17 protein-coding genes and 1 tRNA gene are annotated in these 19,917 nt (G+C 46.2%); 10 read left to right on the plus strand and 8 right to left on the minus strand.

Features of this window, described 5'->3' with window-relative positions:
* The first annotated feature begins 39 nt into the window (after positions 1-39).
* The 4 genes from MTBPR1_RS10735 (at position 40) to MTBPR1_RS10750 (ending at position 3,433) form a co-directional block, all read left to right on the plus strand.
* Positions 40-714: a response regulator transcription factor gene (locus MTBPR1_RS10735; RefSeq protein ID WP_069189004.1), complete on the plus strand. Its 675-nt coding sequence runs from the start codon at positions 40-42 to the stop codon at positions 712-714.
* Between the two features lie 123 nt (positions 715-837).
* Complete coding sequence (locus MTBPR1_RS10740) at positions 838-1,752, plus strand: hypothetical protein (RefSeq protein WP_069189005.1); 915 nt, start codon at positions 838-840, stop codon at positions 1,750-1,752.
* A gap of 27 nt (positions 1,753-1,779) precedes the next feature.
* The gene (locus MTBPR1_RS10745) at positions 1,780-2,496 is read left to right on the plus strand and encodes an outer membrane protein (RefSeq protein ID WP_069189006.1); all 717 of its coding nucleotides are present in this window, start codon (positions 1,780-1,782) and stop codon (positions 2,494-2,496) included.
* A gap of 331 nt (positions 2,497-2,827) precedes the next feature.
* Positions 2,828-3,433, plus strand: coding sequence for a response regulator (locus tag MTBPR1_RS10750; RefSeq protein ID WP_069189007.1), 606 nt, complete (start codon positions 2,828-2,830; stop codon positions 3,431-3,433).
* A gap of 9 nt (positions 3,434-3,442) precedes the next feature.
* Here the strand turns inward: MTBPR1_RS10750 and MTBPR1_RS10755 are convergent, their stop codons facing one another.
* Together MTBPR1_RS10755 and MTBPR1_RS10760 are read right to left on the minus strand one after the other, a co-directional pair.
* Positions 3,443-4,804, minus strand: a complete 1,362-nt coding sequence (locus MTBPR1_RS10755) for a sigma-54-dependent transcriptional regulator (RefSeq protein ID WP_069189008.1) — start codon at positions 4,802-4,804, stop codon at positions 3,443-3,445.
* Entirely contained in the window at positions 4,797-6,761 is a 1,965-nt protein-coding gene (locus MTBPR1_RS10760) for a sensor histidine kinase (RefSeq protein WP_126465170.1), read from the minus strand. Before MTBPR1_RS10760 ends, MTBPR1_RS10755 begins: the two co-directional genes overlap by 8 nt.
* A gap of 130 nt (positions 6,762-6,891) precedes the next feature.
* Here MTBPR1_RS10760 and MTBPR1_RS10765 point away from each other — a divergent pair, with 130 nt between their 5' ends.
* On the plus strand, positions 6,892-7,851 hold the full coding sequence (locus tag MTBPR1_RS10765; protein WP_069189010.1) for a mitochondrial fission ELM1 family protein: 960 nt from the start codon (positions 6,892-6,894) through the stop codon (positions 7,849-7,851).
* Here the strand turns inward: MTBPR1_RS10765 and MTBPR1_RS10770 are convergent.
* Positions 7,848-9,899, minus strand: a complete 2,052-nt coding sequence (locus tag MTBPR1_RS10770) for a M48 family metalloprotease (RefSeq protein WP_069189011.1) — start codon at positions 9,897-9,899, stop codon at positions 7,848-7,850. The genes MTBPR1_RS10765 and MTBPR1_RS10770 overlap by 4 nt on opposite strands.
* 46 nt (positions 9,900-9,945) lie before the next feature.
* Positions 9,946-11,364 (minus strand): FAD-binding oxidoreductase, encoded by a 1,419-nt coding sequence (locus MTBPR1_RS10775; protein WP_069189012.1) that lies wholly within the window; start codon positions 11,362-11,364, stop codon positions 9,946-9,948.
* A 150-nt stretch (positions 11,365-11,514) separates the two neighbouring features.
* Between MTBPR1_RS10775 and gatC the strand changes: the two genes are divergently transcribed.
* The 3 genes from gatC to gatB are packed head-to-tail and all read left to right on the plus strand — an operon-like array spanning position 11,515 to position 14,747.
* Entirely contained in the window at positions 11,515-11,805 is a 291-nt protein-coding gene (gene gatC, locus MTBPR1_RS10780; RefSeq protein WP_069189013.1) for an Asp-tRNA(Asn)/Glu-tRNA(Gln) amidotransferase subunit GatC, read from the plus strand.
* Positions 11,806-11,807: 2 nt separating this feature from the next.
* Entirely contained in the window at positions 11,808-13,286 is a 1,479-nt protein-coding gene (gene gatA, locus MTBPR1_RS10785; RefSeq protein ID WP_069189014.1) for an Asp-tRNA(Asn)/Glu-tRNA(Gln) amidotransferase subunit GatA, read from the plus strand.
* A 3-nt stretch (positions 13,287-13,289) separates the two neighbouring features.
* Positions 13,290-14,747, plus strand: a complete 1,458-nt coding sequence (gene gatB / locus MTBPR1_RS10790) for an Asp-tRNA(Asn)/Glu-tRNA(Gln) amidotransferase subunit GatB (protein WP_069189015.1) — start codon at positions 13,290-13,292, stop codon at positions 14,745-14,747.
* Positions 14,748-14,797: 50 nt separating this feature from the next.
* Here gatB and MTBPR1_RS10795 read toward each other — a convergent pair whose 3' ends face one another.
* Positions 14,798-15,031, minus strand: coding sequence for a hypothetical protein (locus MTBPR1_RS10795; RefSeq protein WP_069189016.1), 234 nt, complete (start codon positions 15,029-15,031; stop codon positions 14,798-14,800).
* A gap of 133 nt (positions 15,032-15,164) precedes the next feature.
* On the opposite strand from MTBPR1_RS10795, the gene MTBPR1_RS10800 reads away from it, so the two are divergent.
* Positions 15,165-15,851 carry a glutathione S-transferase family protein gene (locus MTBPR1_RS10800; RefSeq protein ID WP_069189017.1) on the plus strand — a complete coding sequence of 229 codons (687 nt, stop codon included), beginning with the start codon at positions 15,165-15,167 and terminating at the stop codon, positions 15,849-15,851.
* A gap of 69 nt (positions 15,852-15,920) precedes the next feature.
* Positions 15,921-16,010 (plus strand) — tRNA-Ser (locus MTBPR1_RS10805).
* Between the two features lie 234 nt (positions 16,011-16,244).
* Here the strand turns inward: MTBPR1_RS10805 and MTBPR1_RS10810 are convergent.
* The 3 genes from MTBPR1_RS10810 to MTBPR1_RS10820 are packed head-to-tail and all read right to left on the minus strand — an operon-like array spanning position 16,245 to position 19,276.
* Positions 16,245-17,858: a recombinase family protein gene (locus tag MTBPR1_RS10810; RefSeq protein WP_069189018.1), complete on the minus strand. Its 1,614-nt coding sequence runs from the start codon at positions 17,856-17,858 to the stop codon at positions 16,245-16,247.
* Entirely contained in the window at positions 17,855-18,892 is a 1,038-nt protein-coding gene (locus MTBPR1_RS10815; RefSeq protein ID WP_069189019.1) for a DUF2924 domain-containing protein, read from the minus strand. The genes MTBPR1_RS10810 and MTBPR1_RS10815 overlap by 4 nt, the downstream gene beginning before the upstream one ends.
* A 12-nt stretch (positions 18,893-18,904) precedes the next feature.
* A complete protein-coding gene (locus MTBPR1_RS10820) occupies positions 18,905-19,276 on the minus strand; it encodes a hypothetical protein (RefSeq protein ID WP_069189020.1) in 372 nt (123 codons plus the stop codon).
* Positions 19,277-19,917: the final 641 nt, after the last annotated feature.

Here is a 19,917-nt window from a genome sequence, read left to right on the forward strand (position 1 = left end):
TTAGGCTTTGGCTTAATGAAAAGAAAGGGAGACTAGAAAGTGCATGTCGTAGTTGTTGAAGATCATGACGCGTTGCGTGACATTACAGCAACTGTTCTGCGTGAGGAGGGGTATTTTGTAACTGATCTTGCCTATGCTGAAGATGTTGATGGCATTGTGGACGGCTCCCCCATTGATATTATTGTTATAGACCTGAACCTTCCCGGAGAAGACGGCATCAGCCTAGCCAAGCGTTTGCGCAAAGCCCATCCACTGGTCGGCATTATCATGATGACAGCTAGAGATTCAGCAAAGGATATGGCAATCGGCTATGACAGTGGTGCTGATGTTTATCTGGTCAAGCCTATATTACCGGAAACATTACTTTCTGTAATTGGTTCTCTTCAGCGCAGGCTCCATAGTACTATAGAAGGTCAATCAGCCAAGCTTAATCAGGCTGAGAATTTGCTGGTGGGCCCAAAAGGAGATGCCACCTTGCAAGAGGCTGAAACTAAATTGTTAACCGCATGTATGCGCGCAGCCAACTGTGAATTGGAATATGGTCAGGTTGCCAAAATATTTGGTATGGATGAAGTTGGCTATAATAAGAAAAACCTTGAAGTTAGAATCGTGCGATTGCGCAAGAAATTAAAAGAGGTAACAGCGGGAAAAGTGAATATTTGCTCCGTTCGCCTAAAAGGCTACAAACTAACCAAACCCCTTAAAATATACTGATTTTTCGAGCATAGCTTAAACAATCCTCTTTCCATTAAGGGGGGATGTAGGCAAGTGAAGGCAATGCTGAGATGCATGAATTATATAGCATTTAGAAAAATTAAAACGCCTTAGGGGATAATTATGCTTAATAAGAAGAATGCTCTTATTTTATCAACTGTAGCTTGGATTGGGATGCCTGCATTGGCTCAAGCTGAAGACTTCTCAAAGAATTTTGAAGGCTTTAACGTATCATTAGGTGCATCACTACAATCATCTGAAGTTGATACAACACAAACAGGCAATGGCACATGGGATGCAGTTGTTGACTCAAGCCCAGCTGGTGCATGGACAAATGGTTCAAACGCAGCAGGTAATACAAATCTTTCAGGTGTCTTTAGTTATGACAAGCTGATCCAGTGGCCATCAACTGATCAAGCTGTTTTGCCAGAACTAGAAATTAACTATAACTTTGCAGTATCTGATAAGTTTTTAATTGGTCTTTCTGCTGGTACTGACTTTATGAAAAAGTCTACCCGCTCAGACAGTACAAGAACGACAAGCTCTGTAACTGGCGGCCGTAGTGATAACGATGGTTCCGGTGGTGGTGGCGCTGCTCACAACCATTCATATGATTTGAACCCATCGATCAGTTATGATCCAAGCCTGTCTACTTCAGACAGTTCGGTTGATATTAGCAAGCACTTCTTTCTCGCTCTTAAACCCGCTTATACTCTGACTAAAGATACAATGGTCTTTGCTAAAGTCGGTTACCATGTGGCACAAGCCGCTGCAGGTGAGTATGACGCAACTATTCATGGCCCCGGTATTGGTGGTGGTTTTGAAAGCAACGTTGGCAATGGTTTCTTCTTGCGCGGTGAAATTGAAGCTTATCAAATGAGTGGAACAACAAGTGATAACTCTACACTCGTTTCAAACTTCTCATCTGCCGGTGGTACAAGCCTAACAAGCTTTACTCCTGTTTATGCAGATGATCGTGAGATTGAGTTTGATACAAGCACGATCGCAGGTAAAGTTTCTTTGGGATACCGTTTCTAAAGAGTGGTTCGTAGCGGAGTTTTTGACATGTTAAAATCAAAACTTAAAACTCTGGTCTTATCAGCAACTATATTGCCTGCGGTTATGAGCATTGATGCTTTTGCAGGCGATGATAGTCATTTTGATGGCTTATATGCAGGGCTTTTCACAGGGTATGGCGGGGCTAGTCTTGATGGACTTGTCGATAACGACCACCTTCCGGCCCAGCCTGAAAAAACGGAAGACCTGTCGACAAGCTTTTCTAAAGGCGTCTTGTATGGCGGGACGCTCGGCTACAACACTGTGCATGATAATCTTTTGTTTGGTCTAGAGGCTGACTTGGGTTCTGGTCGCATTGAAAGTGAAACGGCTTTTGATGATTCATCTGATGATTATGCCGAGCATGACCTGAAACTATATGGGTCCATTCGTGGGCGTGCCGGGGTTCTTTTTAATGATGAAACTCTGCTTTATGGCACGCTTGGTCTCGGTATGACACGTACAAAGCTGTCAGCCTATGATGATATGGATACAGATAAAGACACAGGGAGCAGAACACTTAGCAAATACAGCCTCATCTTAGGGGCTGGTGCGGAGCATTTTGTTTCAGATAAGGTGAGTTTCAATGCAGCGGGTCTATATAGCCTGCCTTCAACAAAATATAAGTTTGCTGAAGATGAACTGACACCGGATATGGACCAGGGTGATTATGCGCGCGTTAAGGGCCTGTTCCAAATTCGTGTTGGTATGTCTTATCATTTTTAGGAAGTGACTTAAGGAAAATTCATTTTTCTTATTGAGTAATAAATAAGGGCGAGGTCTTTCTGTAGACCTTGCCCTTATTTTATTTAGGATCACCCTTCAAAGCCTTCGAAAGGCGAGAGTGCCTTTTTTTCTTGATGTAGGAAAAGGTAAATAAGAATAATTAAAGAGCTATGTATTAAAGGAGGTATTATTTTCAACTACACTAATGACTAAGTGTTCAAATGGAGGCTTTAAGGCGTTTATCCAATGTTAATGTCCCCATATGGGAATACCCCCTTAGGCCTTTGTTCATTTATAGTGCGGTGTCGGAACGATTAGGATTCTATTTAAAATGCGGGTATTATTTGTAGATGATGAGGTCAATGTCTTAAATGCATTGGCACGTACATTACGTCATAAAAAAAATGAGTGGGATATCGATTACGCCACTTCTGGCTTTAAAGCGATTGAGCTTTTTGAAGAGCAGCCCTATGACGTTGTCGTTTCTGACATGATGATGCCGCAGATGAGTGGCGAGAAATTACTGGACCACATCTGGCGCACATATCCAGAAACCGCGCGGGTGGTGTTATCAGGCCATTGCAATCAGGCAACGGCCTTTAGGCTGGTGGGCTCAGAGCATTTTTATCTCTCCAAGCCCTGCTCATACGACTTGCTGGTCTCCACGTTGGAAAATGCTCATAAAATTGCACTGATGAAGCATGCAAGCCACCATGCCATGAACCAAGCTGAGCTTGAAGACAGTGTGAGCGGCTTGTTATCCAAACTGATTAAACAGAATAAAATTAATACGTCTGACGTGCCGGTGGAGCTGAAATATTTACTTTCAGAAGAAACAGCTGAGACCACACAGCCGCTTTATTTGCGCAACGAAGCCTTGGAAGGTTGCGTTGAACAGGATTGTATCGATTGGGGCCTTGTGGCTGAAAGCTCCTGATTAAAAACGTTATTTCTGCTGAAAATCGGCTTTATCAATTTCGTATTTTTTACATTTATCACTGAGTGTTTTTCTCGGGATATCAAGAAGCTCCATGGCTTCTTTGATGCTGCCGTTTGATTGTTCCAAGGCTTGCATGATGAGCCCCTTTTCAAAGGCTTCGACTTTATGTGCCAAGCTTTGGTTTTCTTCTTCTAACGGTTCTTGGGTTTGGGCAAGCGGGCTTTGACCATCATTAAGCACGTAACGCTCAGCCGCATTTTTAAGTTCACGCACGTTACCGGGCCAGTTATGGGTGATTAAAGATTGGGTTTGGCCTTCGCGAATGGCGGGACAGTCGCGTGAAAACCGCGTGCTGGCTTCTTCTGCAAAATGCTGGAATAAAAGCGGGATATCTTCTTTCCATTTGCGCAAAGGCGGGGTGGAAACCACAACCACACTTAAACGGTAATAGAGGTCTTCCCGAAAGTTTCCTTTTTGAACCTCGGATAATAGGTCGGTCTTGGTTGCGGCTAAAATGCGCAAATTAAGTGGGATGACCGTGTTTGAGCCCAGCCTTTCAATGGAGCGTTCCTGTAAGACCCGCAGCAGTTTCACCTGCATGGACATGGGCAATGTTTCAATTTCATCTAAAAACAACGTGCCGCCGGATGAATATTCAATCTTGCCAATGCGCCTGTTGGGGTTGTTGGGAAAGGCACCGGGTTCATACCCAAAAAGCTCACTTTCAAAGATGGTTTCCGGCATAGCCCCGCAATTTACTGCCACAAAATGGGCGTTATGGCGGCTACTGTTTTCATGAAGGCAGCGCGCAACCATTTCCTTGCCTGTGCCTGTTTCCCCCATAATCAGCACATCGGTATCGGTATTGGCGATATTGCCGATAAGTTTTCTGAGCTGTTCAATAGGTTGGGATTTTCCAAGCAGGTTTTCAGCAATGCCGGACTGGTTTTTAAGCTTTGCGCGCAGTTCCTTATTTTCACGAATAAGGGCGAGTTTTTCCATCGCGCGCCCAGCCACATCTGTGAGCAGTTCTGAAGGAAAAGGTTTTTCAATGAAATCATAGGCCCCATCGCGCATGGCCTGCACTGCCATGGTCACATCACCATGACCCGTGATTAGGATAATGGGAATATCTTTATCAATCTCATGGGCTTTTTCCATAAACATGATGCCATCCATAGAGGGCATTTTAATGTCTGAAATAACAATGCCGGGCCAGCCTTGTTCCAGTTGTTTTAGCGCATCTTCTGCACTTTCAAGGCAGACCACATCAAAACCAGCAAGCTCAAGCGTTTGCTTGGCTGAAAGGCGGATATGCATTTCATCGTCTATAAAAAGGACCGGACCTTTATATTGATAATCAACCATGTGAAGCCTGTAAAAGTTCAATTGTAAAGACTGCCCCGCCATCTTCATGGTTATGGGCTTTTAAGACACCGCCGAAATCTTGAATGATGCGCGAGGAAATGGAAAGGCCTAATCCTAAGCCTTTGCCCACTTCCTTGGTGGTGAAGAAAGGATCAAATATCCGATCCAGTTCGTCTTTTTTAAAACCGGGACCATTATCACGGATAATAATGGACATGCGGGTTTGGGATTGCTCAGCCGATATCCAGATGGCGGCCTTGTCTTGGTCTGTCATGGCGTCAAGAGCGTTGCGCAAAATATTAATCAAGACCTGTTCAAGACGGATGGCCTCACCAAGGACCATGGCATCAGTCTCACCAATGGCATTATGGATATCAATATTGCCCATTTTGGCGCTGCTTTCTAATAAGGCGAGGGTCTCATTAATCACCTTAGATAGGCTGATGGGTTCTTTCTCAGACGGTGTTTTGCGCGAAAAGACTTTAAGCTGCCCCGATATTTTACCCAAACGCGCACATAGATCAGAGATTTGTTCAAGGTTTGAATGCACATCATCAAGGCGGTTGCGCTCAAGCAAGATGGTCGCATTATCAGAATAACTGCGAATGGCGGTTAAAGGCTGGTTCATCTCGTGGGTAATGCCCGCTGCCATTTGCCCAAGGGCGGCGAGTTTACCGGCTTGCACCAGCTCATCTTGCGCCATATGAAGGTCATCTTCTGCCTTTAGGCGTTCTTGTATTTCTTCTTCAAGGCGTTGGTTGGCCTCACTTAGGGCCTTGGTGCGACGATCAACACGGTGTTCAAGCTGAATAGCGGCTTCTTCAAGTGTTTTTTGATGGCGTTCTTGAAACTCAAGACGGTGCGTGATCATGTTTCTGCGTTGCAGGATGTAAAGGAAGCTTAAGATAATGACCAGCCATGCAAAGGCTGCGAGGATCAAGGTATTGATCACATCATCGCGCAAATTGGCTTCTCTAAAGATATAATGTATTGTCCAGTCTGTGCCTAAGACAGAGCGTGAGCGAATATAAATATCTTCCCAGTTTTTTGCATCTGGCGCATCCACAAGGGGATGGCGAATGGCAATGCGTCGGGTTTGGTCATCCACAATATTTTCGCGCCCCATATCAATGGGCAAAAGCTTCGCATCAGAATATTGCCGCGTTAAGATAAGGGCGGAACGTTTTTCATCAGAAAGCGGTTTAAGGGTTCTAAATTTCCATTCCTCATGGCCTGTGATGATGATGACGCCGTTGCTATCGGTCACCACAACTTCTTCATTGGCGGTTGCCCAAGCTTCTTCAAGGCGCGCCACGCTGACTTTTACAACAACCACGCCTGTGATTTTGTCACTATCTCCAATGGGATGGGAAAGATAATAGCCCGGTATTTTAGAGGTGGTGCCAAGGGCAAAATAATGTCCGGTTTTGCCAGCCATGGCATTTTTAAAATAGGGGCGAAACTGAAAGTTTTTTCCCACAAAAGAGCCCTCTTCAGCCCAGTTGCTTGCCGCAATGGTCTTGCCTTGGCGGTCCATCACATAAACGGCAGAAACTTCAGCGGTTTCACGAATAGCGCTGAGGTGACGATTGGCACGATCAATGTGGGCGGCGCGTTTTTCATCTTGAAAAAGGGATTTTAAAATAGGGTCGCGCGCCAAAATCGTCGGGAGATATTCGTATTTTTCCAACTCACTGACAATGTTGGAGGAATAGAGCTTCATGCGCGAATCTAGTTGCAGGCGCAGATTATCCAGTGCGGTCTCATGGGTCCATTTGGCTAAGCCCCAAAGGCTAAGGGGCATGGCAATGGATAACAAAACAATCAACAGGATTTTGATTGATTTATTTTGCAGGAGGTCAAAGGTCGTGCCATTGAGTTCCGGTTGGGAAAGCTCAAAAGATTTATCAGTCATAAGGTTTAAGTCAGCTTGTGAGCGTTGCGTTATTTTTAACACGGTTTGATCCGTAAAACCTAGTGGATATGTCGTGATCTATTTTAAAGAGGGTTGAGAAAATAAAAGATTATGAACCACACCCTTTATGTATTAATGATAGTGTTCATATCGTTAATGAGTGGTTTTACAAATGAGTATGGGGCCAACCATCTGGGTTTTGTGCGATGATCGCGCGGGAAATGTCAGCCAATGTTTAGGGGTTGCTGAAGCCTTAGACCTGCCTTTTGAGCAAAAAGACATTGCTTATAATGGGCTGGCGAAACTGCCCAATTTTCTGCTTGGCACGTCCTTACAAGGCTTAAACGCGCAAAGTAAAAGTCAAATCAAAGCACCATGGCCTGATCTTGTCATTGCAGCAGGCAGGCGCACAGCCCCCATTGCACGCCATATTAAAAAAGCCTCAAAGGGTAAGTGTAAGATTGTGCAGGTCATGTATCCCGGCAATAGTGGGGCTGATGATTTTGATTTAATCTGCGTGCCTTCGCATGATCAAAATAGTTATTCAGCAAATGAAATGACCATGACGGGCGCCCCGCATCGGGTTAACCAGCAAAAATTAAATGAAGCGGTTGCCCATTGGCTGGAGCGTTTTTCATTTTTGCCACAACCGCGCATCGGCCTGATTGTTGGTGGGGCGACAAAGAATAAAGCCTTTAGTGCTGATATGGGCAAAGAGCTCGGGCGCAAGGTTAATGACATTGCCAAAGCCAAAGGTGCCAGTGTGCTTGTCACGACATCGCGCAGAACAGGCGAAGCCGCCGAGCCTTTATTGGAAGAAATCACGGTTCCGTCTTTTAAATTTAAATTCGGTGATGAGGGTGAAAATCCTTATTTTGGTTTTCTTGCTCTCTCAGACGTTTTAATCGTCACAGGCGATAGTGTTTCCATGTGTTCTGAGGCTTGTGCAACGGGCAAGCCGGTTTATATCTATGCCCCTGAGGGCATGATCTCAGAAAAACATAAACGCATGGTCGCTTCGCTTTATGAAGGCGGCTATGCCTATCCGTTTGCAGGCTCGTTAGATATGAAACTGACCAATAAGCTCAATACCACCCATGAGATTGCCGAGCGTATCAGAGAAATTCTCTAACCCACCGTCCAGAAATAGGCTGAAGCGGCAAGAATACAGGCGCTGGCAAAGAAGCTCCATGCCCAGACATAGGTGGTGACCATGGGCTGGCTGTCATCAAGGCACCGCAGGCTTTTGACTTCAATGTAAGGCACGGGGGCGCGGCGATACCAGCCCGTAACTTCCACCTCTTGACCAATATATCTAGGCGTCATAACAAAGCCGAAGAAAAACTCCCAAATGGAAAGTGGGCTGCGATGATCCAGATAGATCAGTCCGGTTTCATCCTGAATATAAAAATCATCACTGAAAAAGGAACCCGGATTGCCCTTACCGATGATTTTACCGCGAATGGTGCAAGGCGTGGGGCGCACGGCGGAGACTTTGACTTTTTTAAGCAAGGCGGCAATGCTCATTTCGCAAAAATGCTTGAGGGGATATTGAAAATAGGTGCGCACCATCAAGCCAAAACCCAGACCTGCAAAGGCAAGCGGCACATGGACGGCTTCTTTTAAATCAATAGCAGTCAGAATAACCTGCCAACTTTCCATATGTGTACCCACCAATAGGTGGAAAAAATGAAAGATAATCTGGCTTATGGGCAGGCCAATGAGGGCGAGCATGGGCAAAAGGTGGATTGAAAGATCAATCGCGAATTCATCCCAATAAGATTCTGGCTGTTTTAAATCAAAATCCACATAAGGTTTTTGCCCCAGTGATTTTGACTGTTGTGCAAGATAGTTTAGGCGACGTGAAATTAACGGATGGGTGGATTGCAGCTCATACCAGCGTGACCACGGGTTCCACATATCCCATTTCATCACTTGCTTTAAGCTTTCAGGGTCGTGCGGGGTGTCTTTTGCTTTGGGTGGCATCATGAGTGAGCCCGTTGAATGCACCCCCATGATGTTAAGCGCTTCAAACTGTTTTTTTGAATGATGCTTATGGGGGGAGGGTACATCTGAAAAGCCATGCACCAAGCCATAGCCAATTTTCACCAAGGCAGAAGAAAGCAGCGCGGGATTGCCTTGTGTATGGGCGGCAAAACGATCGGCATGAAGTTCACGAATGCGCGAAAGGGCAAGGGTGAGATATTCTGAGGCCACATAAAGGAAATAGGCAAAGGCACTGATGCCGCCTGCTTTGGCATCACGCTCACCATTGCTCGGTAATGTTGATCTGAACAAATGATAAAACAGGGTCGGGTAAAGCTGTGCCCAACTCATAAAAGCGATATCCCAATGAACCGCATGACCAACCTCATGGGCAATCACGGCTTCGAGCTCTTTTGGGCCAAGGATTTTCATCAAGCCTGTGGAAATGACGATACGCGCATTATTGGGTGTGTGACCATAGGTAAAAGCTTGCGGGGCACCGTCATAGATCAGGCTAATGCGCGGATGTTTAATGTTATTCTTGCGTGCAATCTCTTCAATAAAGTTTTGAAGGGACAAGGGGAGCTCATCAAGGGCATTTTCTTTGGATTTATAAAGATAGAATAGGGAGGCATCGATTATCCAAGGCGAGACGAGATAACTAAACAGGCTCACGAGAAGACTGATGAATAGAAAACCGCCCCAGTTTGTCTCCATCTCCATCAGGCTGGAGATACCAAAACACGACAAAACGAAAAAGCCATTGAGCAGAACCACCATTTTTGCCGTCTGCCACCACAGGTTTGGTAAGCTTTTCTCGCTTTGTGACGAAGGGTTGGATGTTTCTTCAATCAGTTGGTAGTCAAGCAGGGGGGACCATTTAAGCACTTTGTCCCATTCTTCTTTATCAAACCACAGACCGCCCGTTGTTGGACATTCTTCAAATTGCGCAATGTCTTTAAAGCTACAGCACCGCATGGCCTCACCCGTGCGCGGGGAGGGGTGACCTTGTGAGTTATGATAGGTGTAATATTTACCATAGAGTTGTTCTGTGAGATGTCGCTTTTTTGAAAGCAGGATAAATTCCCCCTTATCCAGCCAGATGCCGCCTGTCTCAGGGCAGATGTCCACTTCAATGCCCGTTGTTGTCAGGCGGGCAATCAGCTGGGTCTCTTTAGAATTGGGGGAATACATAGCCATATCCTTCATTGTAAAATACTTACAAAGGGCTATGAAAAGTCTAGGGGCGTTTTTTTAAAATCTTGCCCGGGTTCATAATGTTATTGGGATCAAGGCTGTTTTTAATGCTGTGCATCATGTCCAGTTCAGGGCCTTCGCGAAACAGTTCCATCTCGTTTGTTTTTAACAGGCCAATGCCATGTTCTGCACTAAACGAGCCACCGTATTTCTCTGCCATCTCATGGACGATTTCGTTAAAATCACTCCAATGGGCAAGAAAAGCATCCTTTTCCATGTCAATAGGTTGGCTGATGTTAAAATGGATATTACCATCACCCACATGACCAAAGGCGCAGATGCGCGAATTCGGCACTATGTTACCTATCATATGTGAAGTTTCTTCAAGAAATTCAGCAATATGAGAAAGCGGAACAGACACATCATGTTTAATGGAGCCGCCTTCACATTTTTGTGCCTCAGACATATTTTCACGCAAGGCCCAAAACTGGCTTGCTTGGCTTAAATCCTTTGCCACACTGGCATTATGCAAAAAGCCTTTATCAAAAAGCGGGTGGAGAGCCTCTTCAAGGGCGGTTGTTAACTGGCTGTCAGGGCGCGAGCTGGCAACTTCCACCACCCCATACCAGTGATAAGGCGCATGAAAAGGGTCACGCGCAGCTTTCATATGTTTGGTGACCATCTCAAGGCCAAAGCGCGGCATGATCTCAAAAGCGCTGAGCTCTTCGCCAAATTGGTCGCGCAAAATGGCAAAGACTTCCATCAGGTCGTGCGGTGTTTCTGCCCCTAAAAAGGCAACCGCTGTGTCTTTTGGTTTGGCAGAGAGTTTCAAAACAGCACCCGTGATAACGCCCAAGGTGCCTTCTGATCCGATAAACAGATGTTTGAGGTCATAACCCGTATTGTCTTTTCGCAAAGCGCGCAAACCATCCCACAACCGCCCATCGGGCAGGGCCACTTCAAGGCCCAGCGTGAGGTCGCGCATATTGCCATAGCGCAGCACATGTACCCCGCCTGCATTGGTGGCAAGGTTTCCGCCAATTTGGCAACTGCCTTGGGCAGCAAGGGAGAGCGGGAAGAAAAGCCCGGCTTTTTCAGCTGCTTCCTGAATGGTTTGTAAAATACAGCCTGCATCAACGGTGATGGTGGCGTTTAGTGGATCAATCTGGCGAATTTTATTAAGCCTGGAGAGGTTGAGCAATATCCCGCCATTGGGTACCGCCCCGCCGCAATGCCCCGTATTTCCCCCTTGGGGGACGACTGCCACATCATGGTCATTACAAATGGCAAGAACCTCGGCAACTTCTTGGGCGCTGGCGGGTTTGATCAGCACATCGCACTGGCCTTTAAACTTATTGCGGCTTTCCACCAGATAGGGCGCGATTTCAGCTTGATTGGTGATGAAACCTTTATCACCCACAATAGATTGGAGCGTTTGAAGTATGGCAGCGGAAAGGGGCATTGTTTCTTATATTTTCAGATCGGCTTAAAGGTTACTCTTTTTTCCACTCTACCCCTTGTTTCTTGTCCGTGCCAGTGCTACTTTCCGCACCGCTATTTTTCACATTATGAGTAGGTCCGTGATACTGGGCCGATAAGGGACGAAATCGTCATGTCTTCACTGGACAAAGATACCGTCAAGAACATTGCTTTTCTTTCTCGCCTAGAAGTGGCTGATGAAAAGCTTGAGCCGATTGCTCAGGACTTGACTAAAATCCTTGATTGGGTTGAACAACTTTCTGAAGTTGATACAGACGGCGTAGAGCCGATGACATCCGTAGCTGCACAGACTTTGCACTGGCGCAAAGATGAAGTGACCAGCGGCGACCAGCCGGACTTGGTTCTTAAAAATGCACCGGATCAAGACGATCATTGTTACCTCGTGCCTAAGGTGGTTGAATAATCATGACAAAATTGACCAATCTCACATTGGCTGAGGCCCGCGATGGGCTTAAGGCTGGTGACTTCAGCGCTGTTGAGCTAACCCAAGCTCACGTTGATACGATGGCTGCGCGCAAAGAGTTAAACGCGTTTATTACAGAAACACCTGAGCTTGCCCTTGAACAGGCCAAAGCATCTGATGCCAAGATTAAATCTGGTGATGCGGGTGCCATGGAAGGTCTGCCGATTGGCATGAAAGACCTTTTCTGTACCAAAGACGTGCGCACAACTGCGGCCTCCAACATTTTGGATAACTTCATCCCGCCCTATGAATCCACTGTTTCTTCCAACCTGAAAAAGGCGGGTGCCGTGATGGTTGGTAAAACCAACCTTGATGAATTTGCCATGGGCTCTGCCAATATCACATCTGCTTTTGGCACGGTTAAAAACCCTTGGGGTTCTAACGTGGATAAAGATTTGGTTCCCGGTGGATCAAGTGGTGGGTCTGCTGCGGCTGTGGCAGGTGAGCTTTGCTTGGCAGCCACAGGCACGGATACGGGTGGTTCCATCCGTCAACCAGCATCCTTTAGCGGCATTGTTGGCTTAAAGCCAACATATGGGCGTTGTTCGCGCTGGGGCATCGTGGCCTTTGCGTCTTCTTTGGACCAAGCTGGCCCCATGACCAAGACGGTACGTGACAGTGCCATCATGTTGCAATCCATGGCGGGTTATGACGTGCATGATTCCACATCAGCACGTGTTGAGCTGCCAGACTTTGAAGCTGCCCTTACAGGTGACATCAAAGGATTGAAAGTCGGTATTCCAAACGAATATAAAGTCGATGGCATGCCAGAAGAAATCACTGCGCTTTGGAAACAGGGTGAAGAGATGCTCAAAGATGCGGGTGCTGAAATCGTTCCGGTTTCCTTGCCCCATACAAAATATGCGTTGGCGACATATTATATCGTTGCGCCTGCAGAAGCCTCTTCTAACTTGGCGCGTTATGACGGTGTACGTTACGGTCACCGTGCAGAAGGTGAGCTTGAGAACCTTGATGATCTTTACATGAAGACACGCGGTCAAGGTTTTGGTGAAGAAGTGCAACGCCGTATCATGATCGGCACCTACGTGCTTTCAGCAGGCTATTATGATGCTTATTATGCCAAAGCACAGAAAATCCGCACACTCATTTCACAGGATTTCGCTAAAGCGCACGAAGCGTGTGATGTGATTTTGACACCGACTTGTCCGTCTGAGGCATTCGGCATTGGTGAGAATGAAGATGATCCGGTGAAAATGTATCTCAACGACGTCTTTACGGTCCCGACTTCACTGGCAGGTTTGCCGGGGATTTCTGTTCCGGCTGGTTTGTCACAGGGCGGTTTGCCTTTGGGCTTGCAGTTGATTGGTCGTCCGTTTGATGAAGAAACACTGCTGCGTTCTGCAGAAGTATTGGAAAAGGCGGCTGGTTTCAGCGCCAAGCCTAAGATGTTGGAGGCCTAAAAGATGGGTTACGTAATCAAAGGTGAAACAGGCGATTGGGAACTGGTCATCGGTTTGGAAGTTCACTGTCAGGTGATCTCTAATGCCAAGCTGTTTTCTGGTGCATCCACAACGTTTGGGGCAGAACCAAACCATAATGTGGCTTTCTTAGATGCTGGTATGCCGGGCATGTTGCCTGTTATTAACGAGCAATGTATTGAACATGCTGTTCGCACAGGTCTGGGCTTAAAAGCGCAGATTAACGAATATTCTGTTTTTGCACGTAAAAACTACTTCTATGCAGATTTGCCACTGGGCTATCAAATCTCACAATTTGATAAGCCAATTGTGGGCGAGGGCACCATGATCCTTGATTTGGAAGATGGTGAAACCAAAGAAGTTGGTATTGAACGTCTTCATATGGAAATTGATGCGGGTAAATCTCAGCATGACCAGCACCCAAGCAAGTCTTATATCGACTTGAACCGTGCAGGCGTCTGCTTGATGGAAATCGTGTCCATGCCGGATATGACCTCACCTGAAGAAGCGGGTGCTTATGTGCGCAAACTGCGCTCTATTGTGCGCTACCTTGAAACATGTGATGGCAACATGGATGAAGGTTCCATGCGCTGTGACGTAAACGTTTCAGTGCGCAAGGTCGGTGAAGAAGGCCTGCGCACCCGTACAGAAACCAAAAACGTAAACTCCGTTCGTTTTGTGATGCAGACTATTGAAGCTGAATCTGCACGCCAAGTTGAAGTTTATGAAGAAGGTGGCGAGATCGTTCAGGAAACACGCCTGTTTGACAGCACGACAGGAACAACACGTTCCATGCGTTCTAAAGAACATGCCCATGATTATCGCTACTTCCCTGATCCTGATCTTCTGCCGTTGGAATTGCCAGCAGGTTATGTGGATGAAATCCGCAAAACGTTGCCGGAACTTCCAGATGAAAAGAAAGATCGCTTCATCAATGAGTTGGGCCTATCACCTTATGATGCCTCCGTTCTGGTTGCTGAAAAAGAAAAGGCGGATTACTACGAAGTTGTTGCCAAGGGCCGTGATGGCAAACTGGCGGCAAACTGGGTCATCACCAACCTGTTTGCAGTGTTGAACAAGCAAGGCGTTTCCATTCAGGAAAGTCCGGTTTCTGCTGAAAACCTCGGAAAACTTGTTGAGTTGATCAGCAACGACACGATTTCTGGCCGTATCGCCAAAGACGTTTTTGAGATTATGATTGAAACAGGCGATAACCCTGAAAAGATCGTTGAAGAAAAAGGTCTCAAGCAGATCACGGATACAGGCGCGATTGAAGCCGCCATTGATGAGATTATGGCAGCCAACGAAGATAAGGTTGAACAAATCCGCGGCGGTAAAGATAAAATGCTGGGCTGGTTTGTCGGTCAAGTCATGAAAGCCACACAGGGTAAAGCCAACCCGGGCGTGGTGAACAAACTGCTTCGTGATAAAATTATGGGCTAAGCTTTTAGCGCATTAACGTTTAATAACGCTCTCAAGGAAACTTGGGGGCGTTATTTTTTTGTCTGGCCGCGATTGGGGATGTTTGAGGCCACGCGGCCTTTTTCTGTAATGGTTGTTTTATGAAACCCTGCACCAAAAACAGAACGTCGTACCCAGCCCTTTTTCTCACATTCTTCAATAGTACGTTCCAAGATCGTATCGGAAATATCATCAGCAACCGCAATGTCACCGGACATGACAAGCAATTCAAGAAGGAGGCGCTGTTGAGGAAGAACATCTGGCATAAGGACACCTGGCTAAATTAGTTTTCTCACATAAAAATTACAAAAGAGAGAAGTGTGAGGTCAATCATATTTTTTGTTTTTGAATAATTTAAAATAGCTTAGAATTCTTAAAACTCTCTAAACGGTGGTATTTATGATTGATCTTTATTCCTGGCCGACCCCAAACGGCCATAAAGTCCATATTATGTTGGAAGAAACGGGGCTGGATTATACTGTCCATGGCGTCAATATCGCCAATGGGGAACAGTTTGAAGAAGGTTTCCTTGCCATAAGCCCTAATAATAAAATCCCCGCAATTGTGGACCATGATGGTCCAGAGGGAAAAGCCATTAGCCTGTTTGAAAGCGGGGCAATCCTGATCTATCTGGCAGAAAAAACAGGCTCAAAGCTTTTGCCAAGCACGCCTGACAAACGTTATGAGGTCCTGCAATGGCTGATGTTCCAGATGGGCGGCCTTGGCCCCATGTTGGGGCAGGCGCATCATTTTAGAAAATATGCCCCTGTGCAGGTCGATTATGGCATTGAGCGCTACACCAATGAGGCCACGCGCCTTTATGGGGTGATGGATAAACGATTGGGGCAGGCTGACTATCTGGCAGGTGACTATTCTATCGCCGATATCGCAGCTATGCCGTGGATACGTTCATATAAAGATCAGGGCCAAGACCTAGACAGTTATCCAAACTTGAAACGCTGGTTTCTTGCGATTAAAGAGCGCAAAGCCGTGCGCCGCGGCCTTGCTGTTTTGGACGAACATACCCGCAAAACCCCTTATGATGATGAAGAACTTAAAACCCTGTTTAACGTTGAGAGAAAATAATTCGCAAAAAGCAGTTTTTGAACATTGACAGCGCCTCCATGTATTTGTAGAACCCTTGAACCACACCGTGGATAGTTGGCCGAGTGGCTGAAGGCGCTCCCCTGCTAAGGGAGTATGGGTTAACGCTCATCGAGGGTTCGAATCCCTCACTGTCCGCCAGAATTTTTAAAGCGAACCGCTGATTATCAGTTGGTTCGCTTTTTCTTTGTAATATGCTTTATAAATCAAATAGTTGCGGGCGGCAGCGCATCATTGTAGTGCGCTAAGCTGAACCGGAGACGGCGAATTCGGAGCCGAATATCTTAAATATCTCTGTGACGATTTGACCCAGTTTAATTCAGCAATAAAAAAGCCCTCCACACCGGGAGGGCTGGGCGGTCATATCTGACGTATTTAGATTCCAAAAAGCTGTTCTTGTTCACTCCAGTCCGAAGGCAAGGTCTTCAAGGTCATGAGCTTATTTGCCGTCATGGTTTGAGGCTGAGTACCTGTAATAATAGCTTCCTGAATTTTTGGAGATAGGGCAGATACGCGAAGTAGCTTGCCGATATAGGTCAGCGAAACACCTTCTTGCCGGGCAAGCGCGGACAGACTGAGCTGATCCGTTGACGTCAACTTTTCCATAAGGGTATGAGCTTTGGCTAAAATGGTGATTAAGGTCGCATCGTTCTTTGGCTTCCTTTTTACCTCACCGAGAACAATTTTCTTCTCCATGCCACAGCGTTTGAGTTGGGCGGGAATGTTTAGGGATGCGAAGCTGTCTTCGCTGTCCTGCTTATCATTCAGTTCAATATTGGAAACCTGAATGGTCACTTCTTTCGTATCAACCGTGATGGAATGAACAAGTTGTTTGACCAGAAAAACACGCTTGAAGCTGTTGTCATCTTTTAGAGTTTTAACGAACTCCGCGTATCGATCAGCATCTTCAGTCGTTTTGATGTTCTTCGGGTCGTTTAAAAAGGCACAGAGATTGATGATTACAATTTGTTCGATATCGGCTGCAGGAAGCCTGAGGCTTTCATTCACGTAATAGCGATAGCGTTTCTTCCCAGAAGCCGTTTTCTTAACCGCATGACTGGGCGTCAAACGGTTCCCGTCCCTATCAAAGATCAAACCAGTGAGCAGGCTTCCATTCTTGCAATTAACCTTGCCTTCTTGGTTGTTCTGATTTTCATCCAACACGTCCTGAACCTGTTGCCAAAGACCCATGTCGATAATCGGTTCATGCTTTGCGTCATACACATTCTGCTTATGCCTGATCTTACCGATGTAAACCGGGTTTCGTAAAATGGTGTAGAGTGCGCCTCTGGCCAGTGAATTGCCTCCCGTTAGATTACCTGTTTTAGAGATGCGGAGTTTGCTGACTATGCCTCGTTTATCCAAGTTAGCTTTCAGCTCTCTGACTGATTTAAGTTTCAGGTAGGTCTGGAAAATATCACGTACCGTGTTGGCTTCGTCCTCATTGATGACAAGCAGCTTGTCTTCCTTGTCGTACCCAAGGGCCAGTAGGCCACCCATCCACATGCCTTTCTTCTTGGAGGCTGCAATCTTATCTCGTACTCGTTCGCCAATCACTTCGCGTTCAAACTGCGCAAACGACAAAAGGACATTCAAGGTCAGTCGCCCCATGGAAGTGGTCGTATTAAACTGCTGGGTGACGGAGACAAAAGACACGGGATGATCCGGGTTATCAAATATCTCCACCATCTTGGCAAAATCAGCTAAGGCGCGGGTCAGGCGATCAATCTTGTAAACGACAACCGTGTCGATCAGGCCTGCCTCAATATCCGCCATGAGTTGCTTCAAGGCTGGACGATCCATATTGCCACCAGAGAAACCGCCATCATCATACAAGGTTGGCAACGTTATCCATCCTTCGTGCCGTTGACTTTGGATGTAGGCCTCACATGCTTCGCGTTGTGCATGAAGCGTGTTAAAAGTTTGGTCCAATCCTTCCTCGGTGGATTTGCGGGTATAAATGGCGCATCTAACAGTTTTCTTGCTCATGATCTAACCCTCGGCGGTGTCGGGCGTTTATTGAGGCCGAAGAACCGAGGGCCGGACCAGTGTGATCCGGTGATCAGTTTTGCGATGATAGAAAGGGAAGAATATATCTCTCCTTCATCTTCAAAATCCAGGCTTAGTTTAGTGCTTCTTCGACTGTCGTAGATAAATTCAATAACTGGATTATCCCCGACAAGTTTAACCACATGACAGGGCTTTTTATAAAAACGGTTATAGCTGCTGCCAATCTTGATGCTATCTAGGATGACATTATTCAGTTTGAGATGAGCCTGGCCACCTTGGCTTTCCCTTTTAAAGATACAATGCTGTGGATCAATCATCTTCCAGCTTTCAGCATGGGCCTGCTTGGAGCCAAAGGTGGTGTAGTTGAGGACCTCTTCCCCGAGTTTGTCATTTTCTGAAAGATTGGCAATCCGGTGCGCCTCAGCCTGTTCAGCGCGTTTTTTCTTTTCCGTAGTTTCACGTTCCTTTTGCTGCTGATCAAGCTTTGCCTGCTCTTTTTGTAGCGCTCTTTCGTGTTCACGCTGTGCTTGCTCGGCTGCTTGTTTTTCAGCCCGTGCTTTTTCTGCCTTTTGGGCTGCTATGCGTTTTTCTTCACGTTTGCGCTCATATGCCGCCTGCTTTTCTTTTTCCACTTCTTTAAGCCGCGCCTGATAAGCGGGCAGCAGGTTTGATAAAGACCGGGCATTTTGTCGAATGGCATCCGGATTTGTCTGACTGTAACTATACTGCAGATCAGAATGGGCCTGAAGAATATCATCTCTAAGCCTGATTTCCTGATGGGCTTTAATGGCGTTATAGTCTTTCAGGATGCGGTCAGCATATTTTTTGGCCTCATTCAGTTCGGCCTTTTGTTGGCGCTCAGCTTCCTGTTTTTTCTTTTGGTCTTCCTGCTGTTTCTGTTTCAGCATGCCATCGCCGATTTTAACGGCATCACCCAAGCTGAAGGCTGATGCCGGTTGCAGAAAAGAAAACGCCAGAATAAAGGCCGGGATCATTAGCAATGATTTTTTCATGATCCAATCTCCCTATTCCTGCACTTCAAAGGTCAGCATGTAGCTGCCATTATCACGCAATGCTAGTTGATAGAGAACGGGCACGGTGTTGGCGTTATTCATGGTGATTTTGGCAAAACAGTCCTTTTTCTTATCAATTGAAGAAGTGAGTTCTGTACTTTCCTTAATTTCAACAACAGCTAGGCCCATGTTACGAGCAAATTGGGACTGGTCAAAGGCTTTGGCCAGCGTGCCTTTGGCCCGGGAACTGTCGCAAGCAGGCAATCCACCACCTCCGGTAAATTGTCCCAGCAATAGTGATAAGCCAAGTAAAACCAGCGGTATTCTGAACCACCAGCGTTTGTAAATTGGTTTCTTCGTTGAAGTTGTGTCTTTCTCAGACATGGTCCTACTCCCATAAAAGCCAGAGCCTCGCGGTACGCCCCCGCGAAGGGTTGCTCAATTGATCTCTGGTGATCGGGGAGTTAGTAAACCGGTATTAGACGGTCCCCATGGCCTTTAGTTCGGAGAACCTGGACATACGCCACAGGCTCCCCGACCATAGAGGTCAGGAAGATATCATTACGGTCGATATTGACCGCTAATACAGAGGTTACTAAGCCCCAGAGCTGTGCGTTCCAGCTCCAAAAACACCTTAGATCAGGTGCTTAGGGGAGTGAAGTGTTTTTTGTATATGAATGACTATATTTAATTTATGTGTTCTCTATACAGAGGTGAAAATAGTCTTTCACAATTCAAATGTCCCTATTCCTGCTTTTCCCAAAAGCAAGAGTAAATTGAATATACTCATACGAGAGATTAAGCAGTTTTAAAACTAAGCCAGTTAATAACTGAGCTTTCTTTTTAGGAAGCTCGGTTATTGTGTTGCATCTATTGGGTATGTGATTTAATTTAGTACACCTTTAAGGTGATAAATTTAAAGATAATTAGGAATTATTAACAAAACAGTTTTCAGTTTTTACTTCTGCCTTCATGTAGAAAACAGACCAATAATCATGCGCATCTGAATGACTGTTCTTAGCCGA

The organism is Candidatus Terasakiella magnetica (assembly GCF_900093605.1).
In the GTDB taxonomy this organism is placed as follows: domain Bacteria; phylum Pseudomonadota; class Alphaproteobacteria; order Rhodospirillales; family Terasakiellaceae; genus Terasakiella; species Terasakiella magnetica.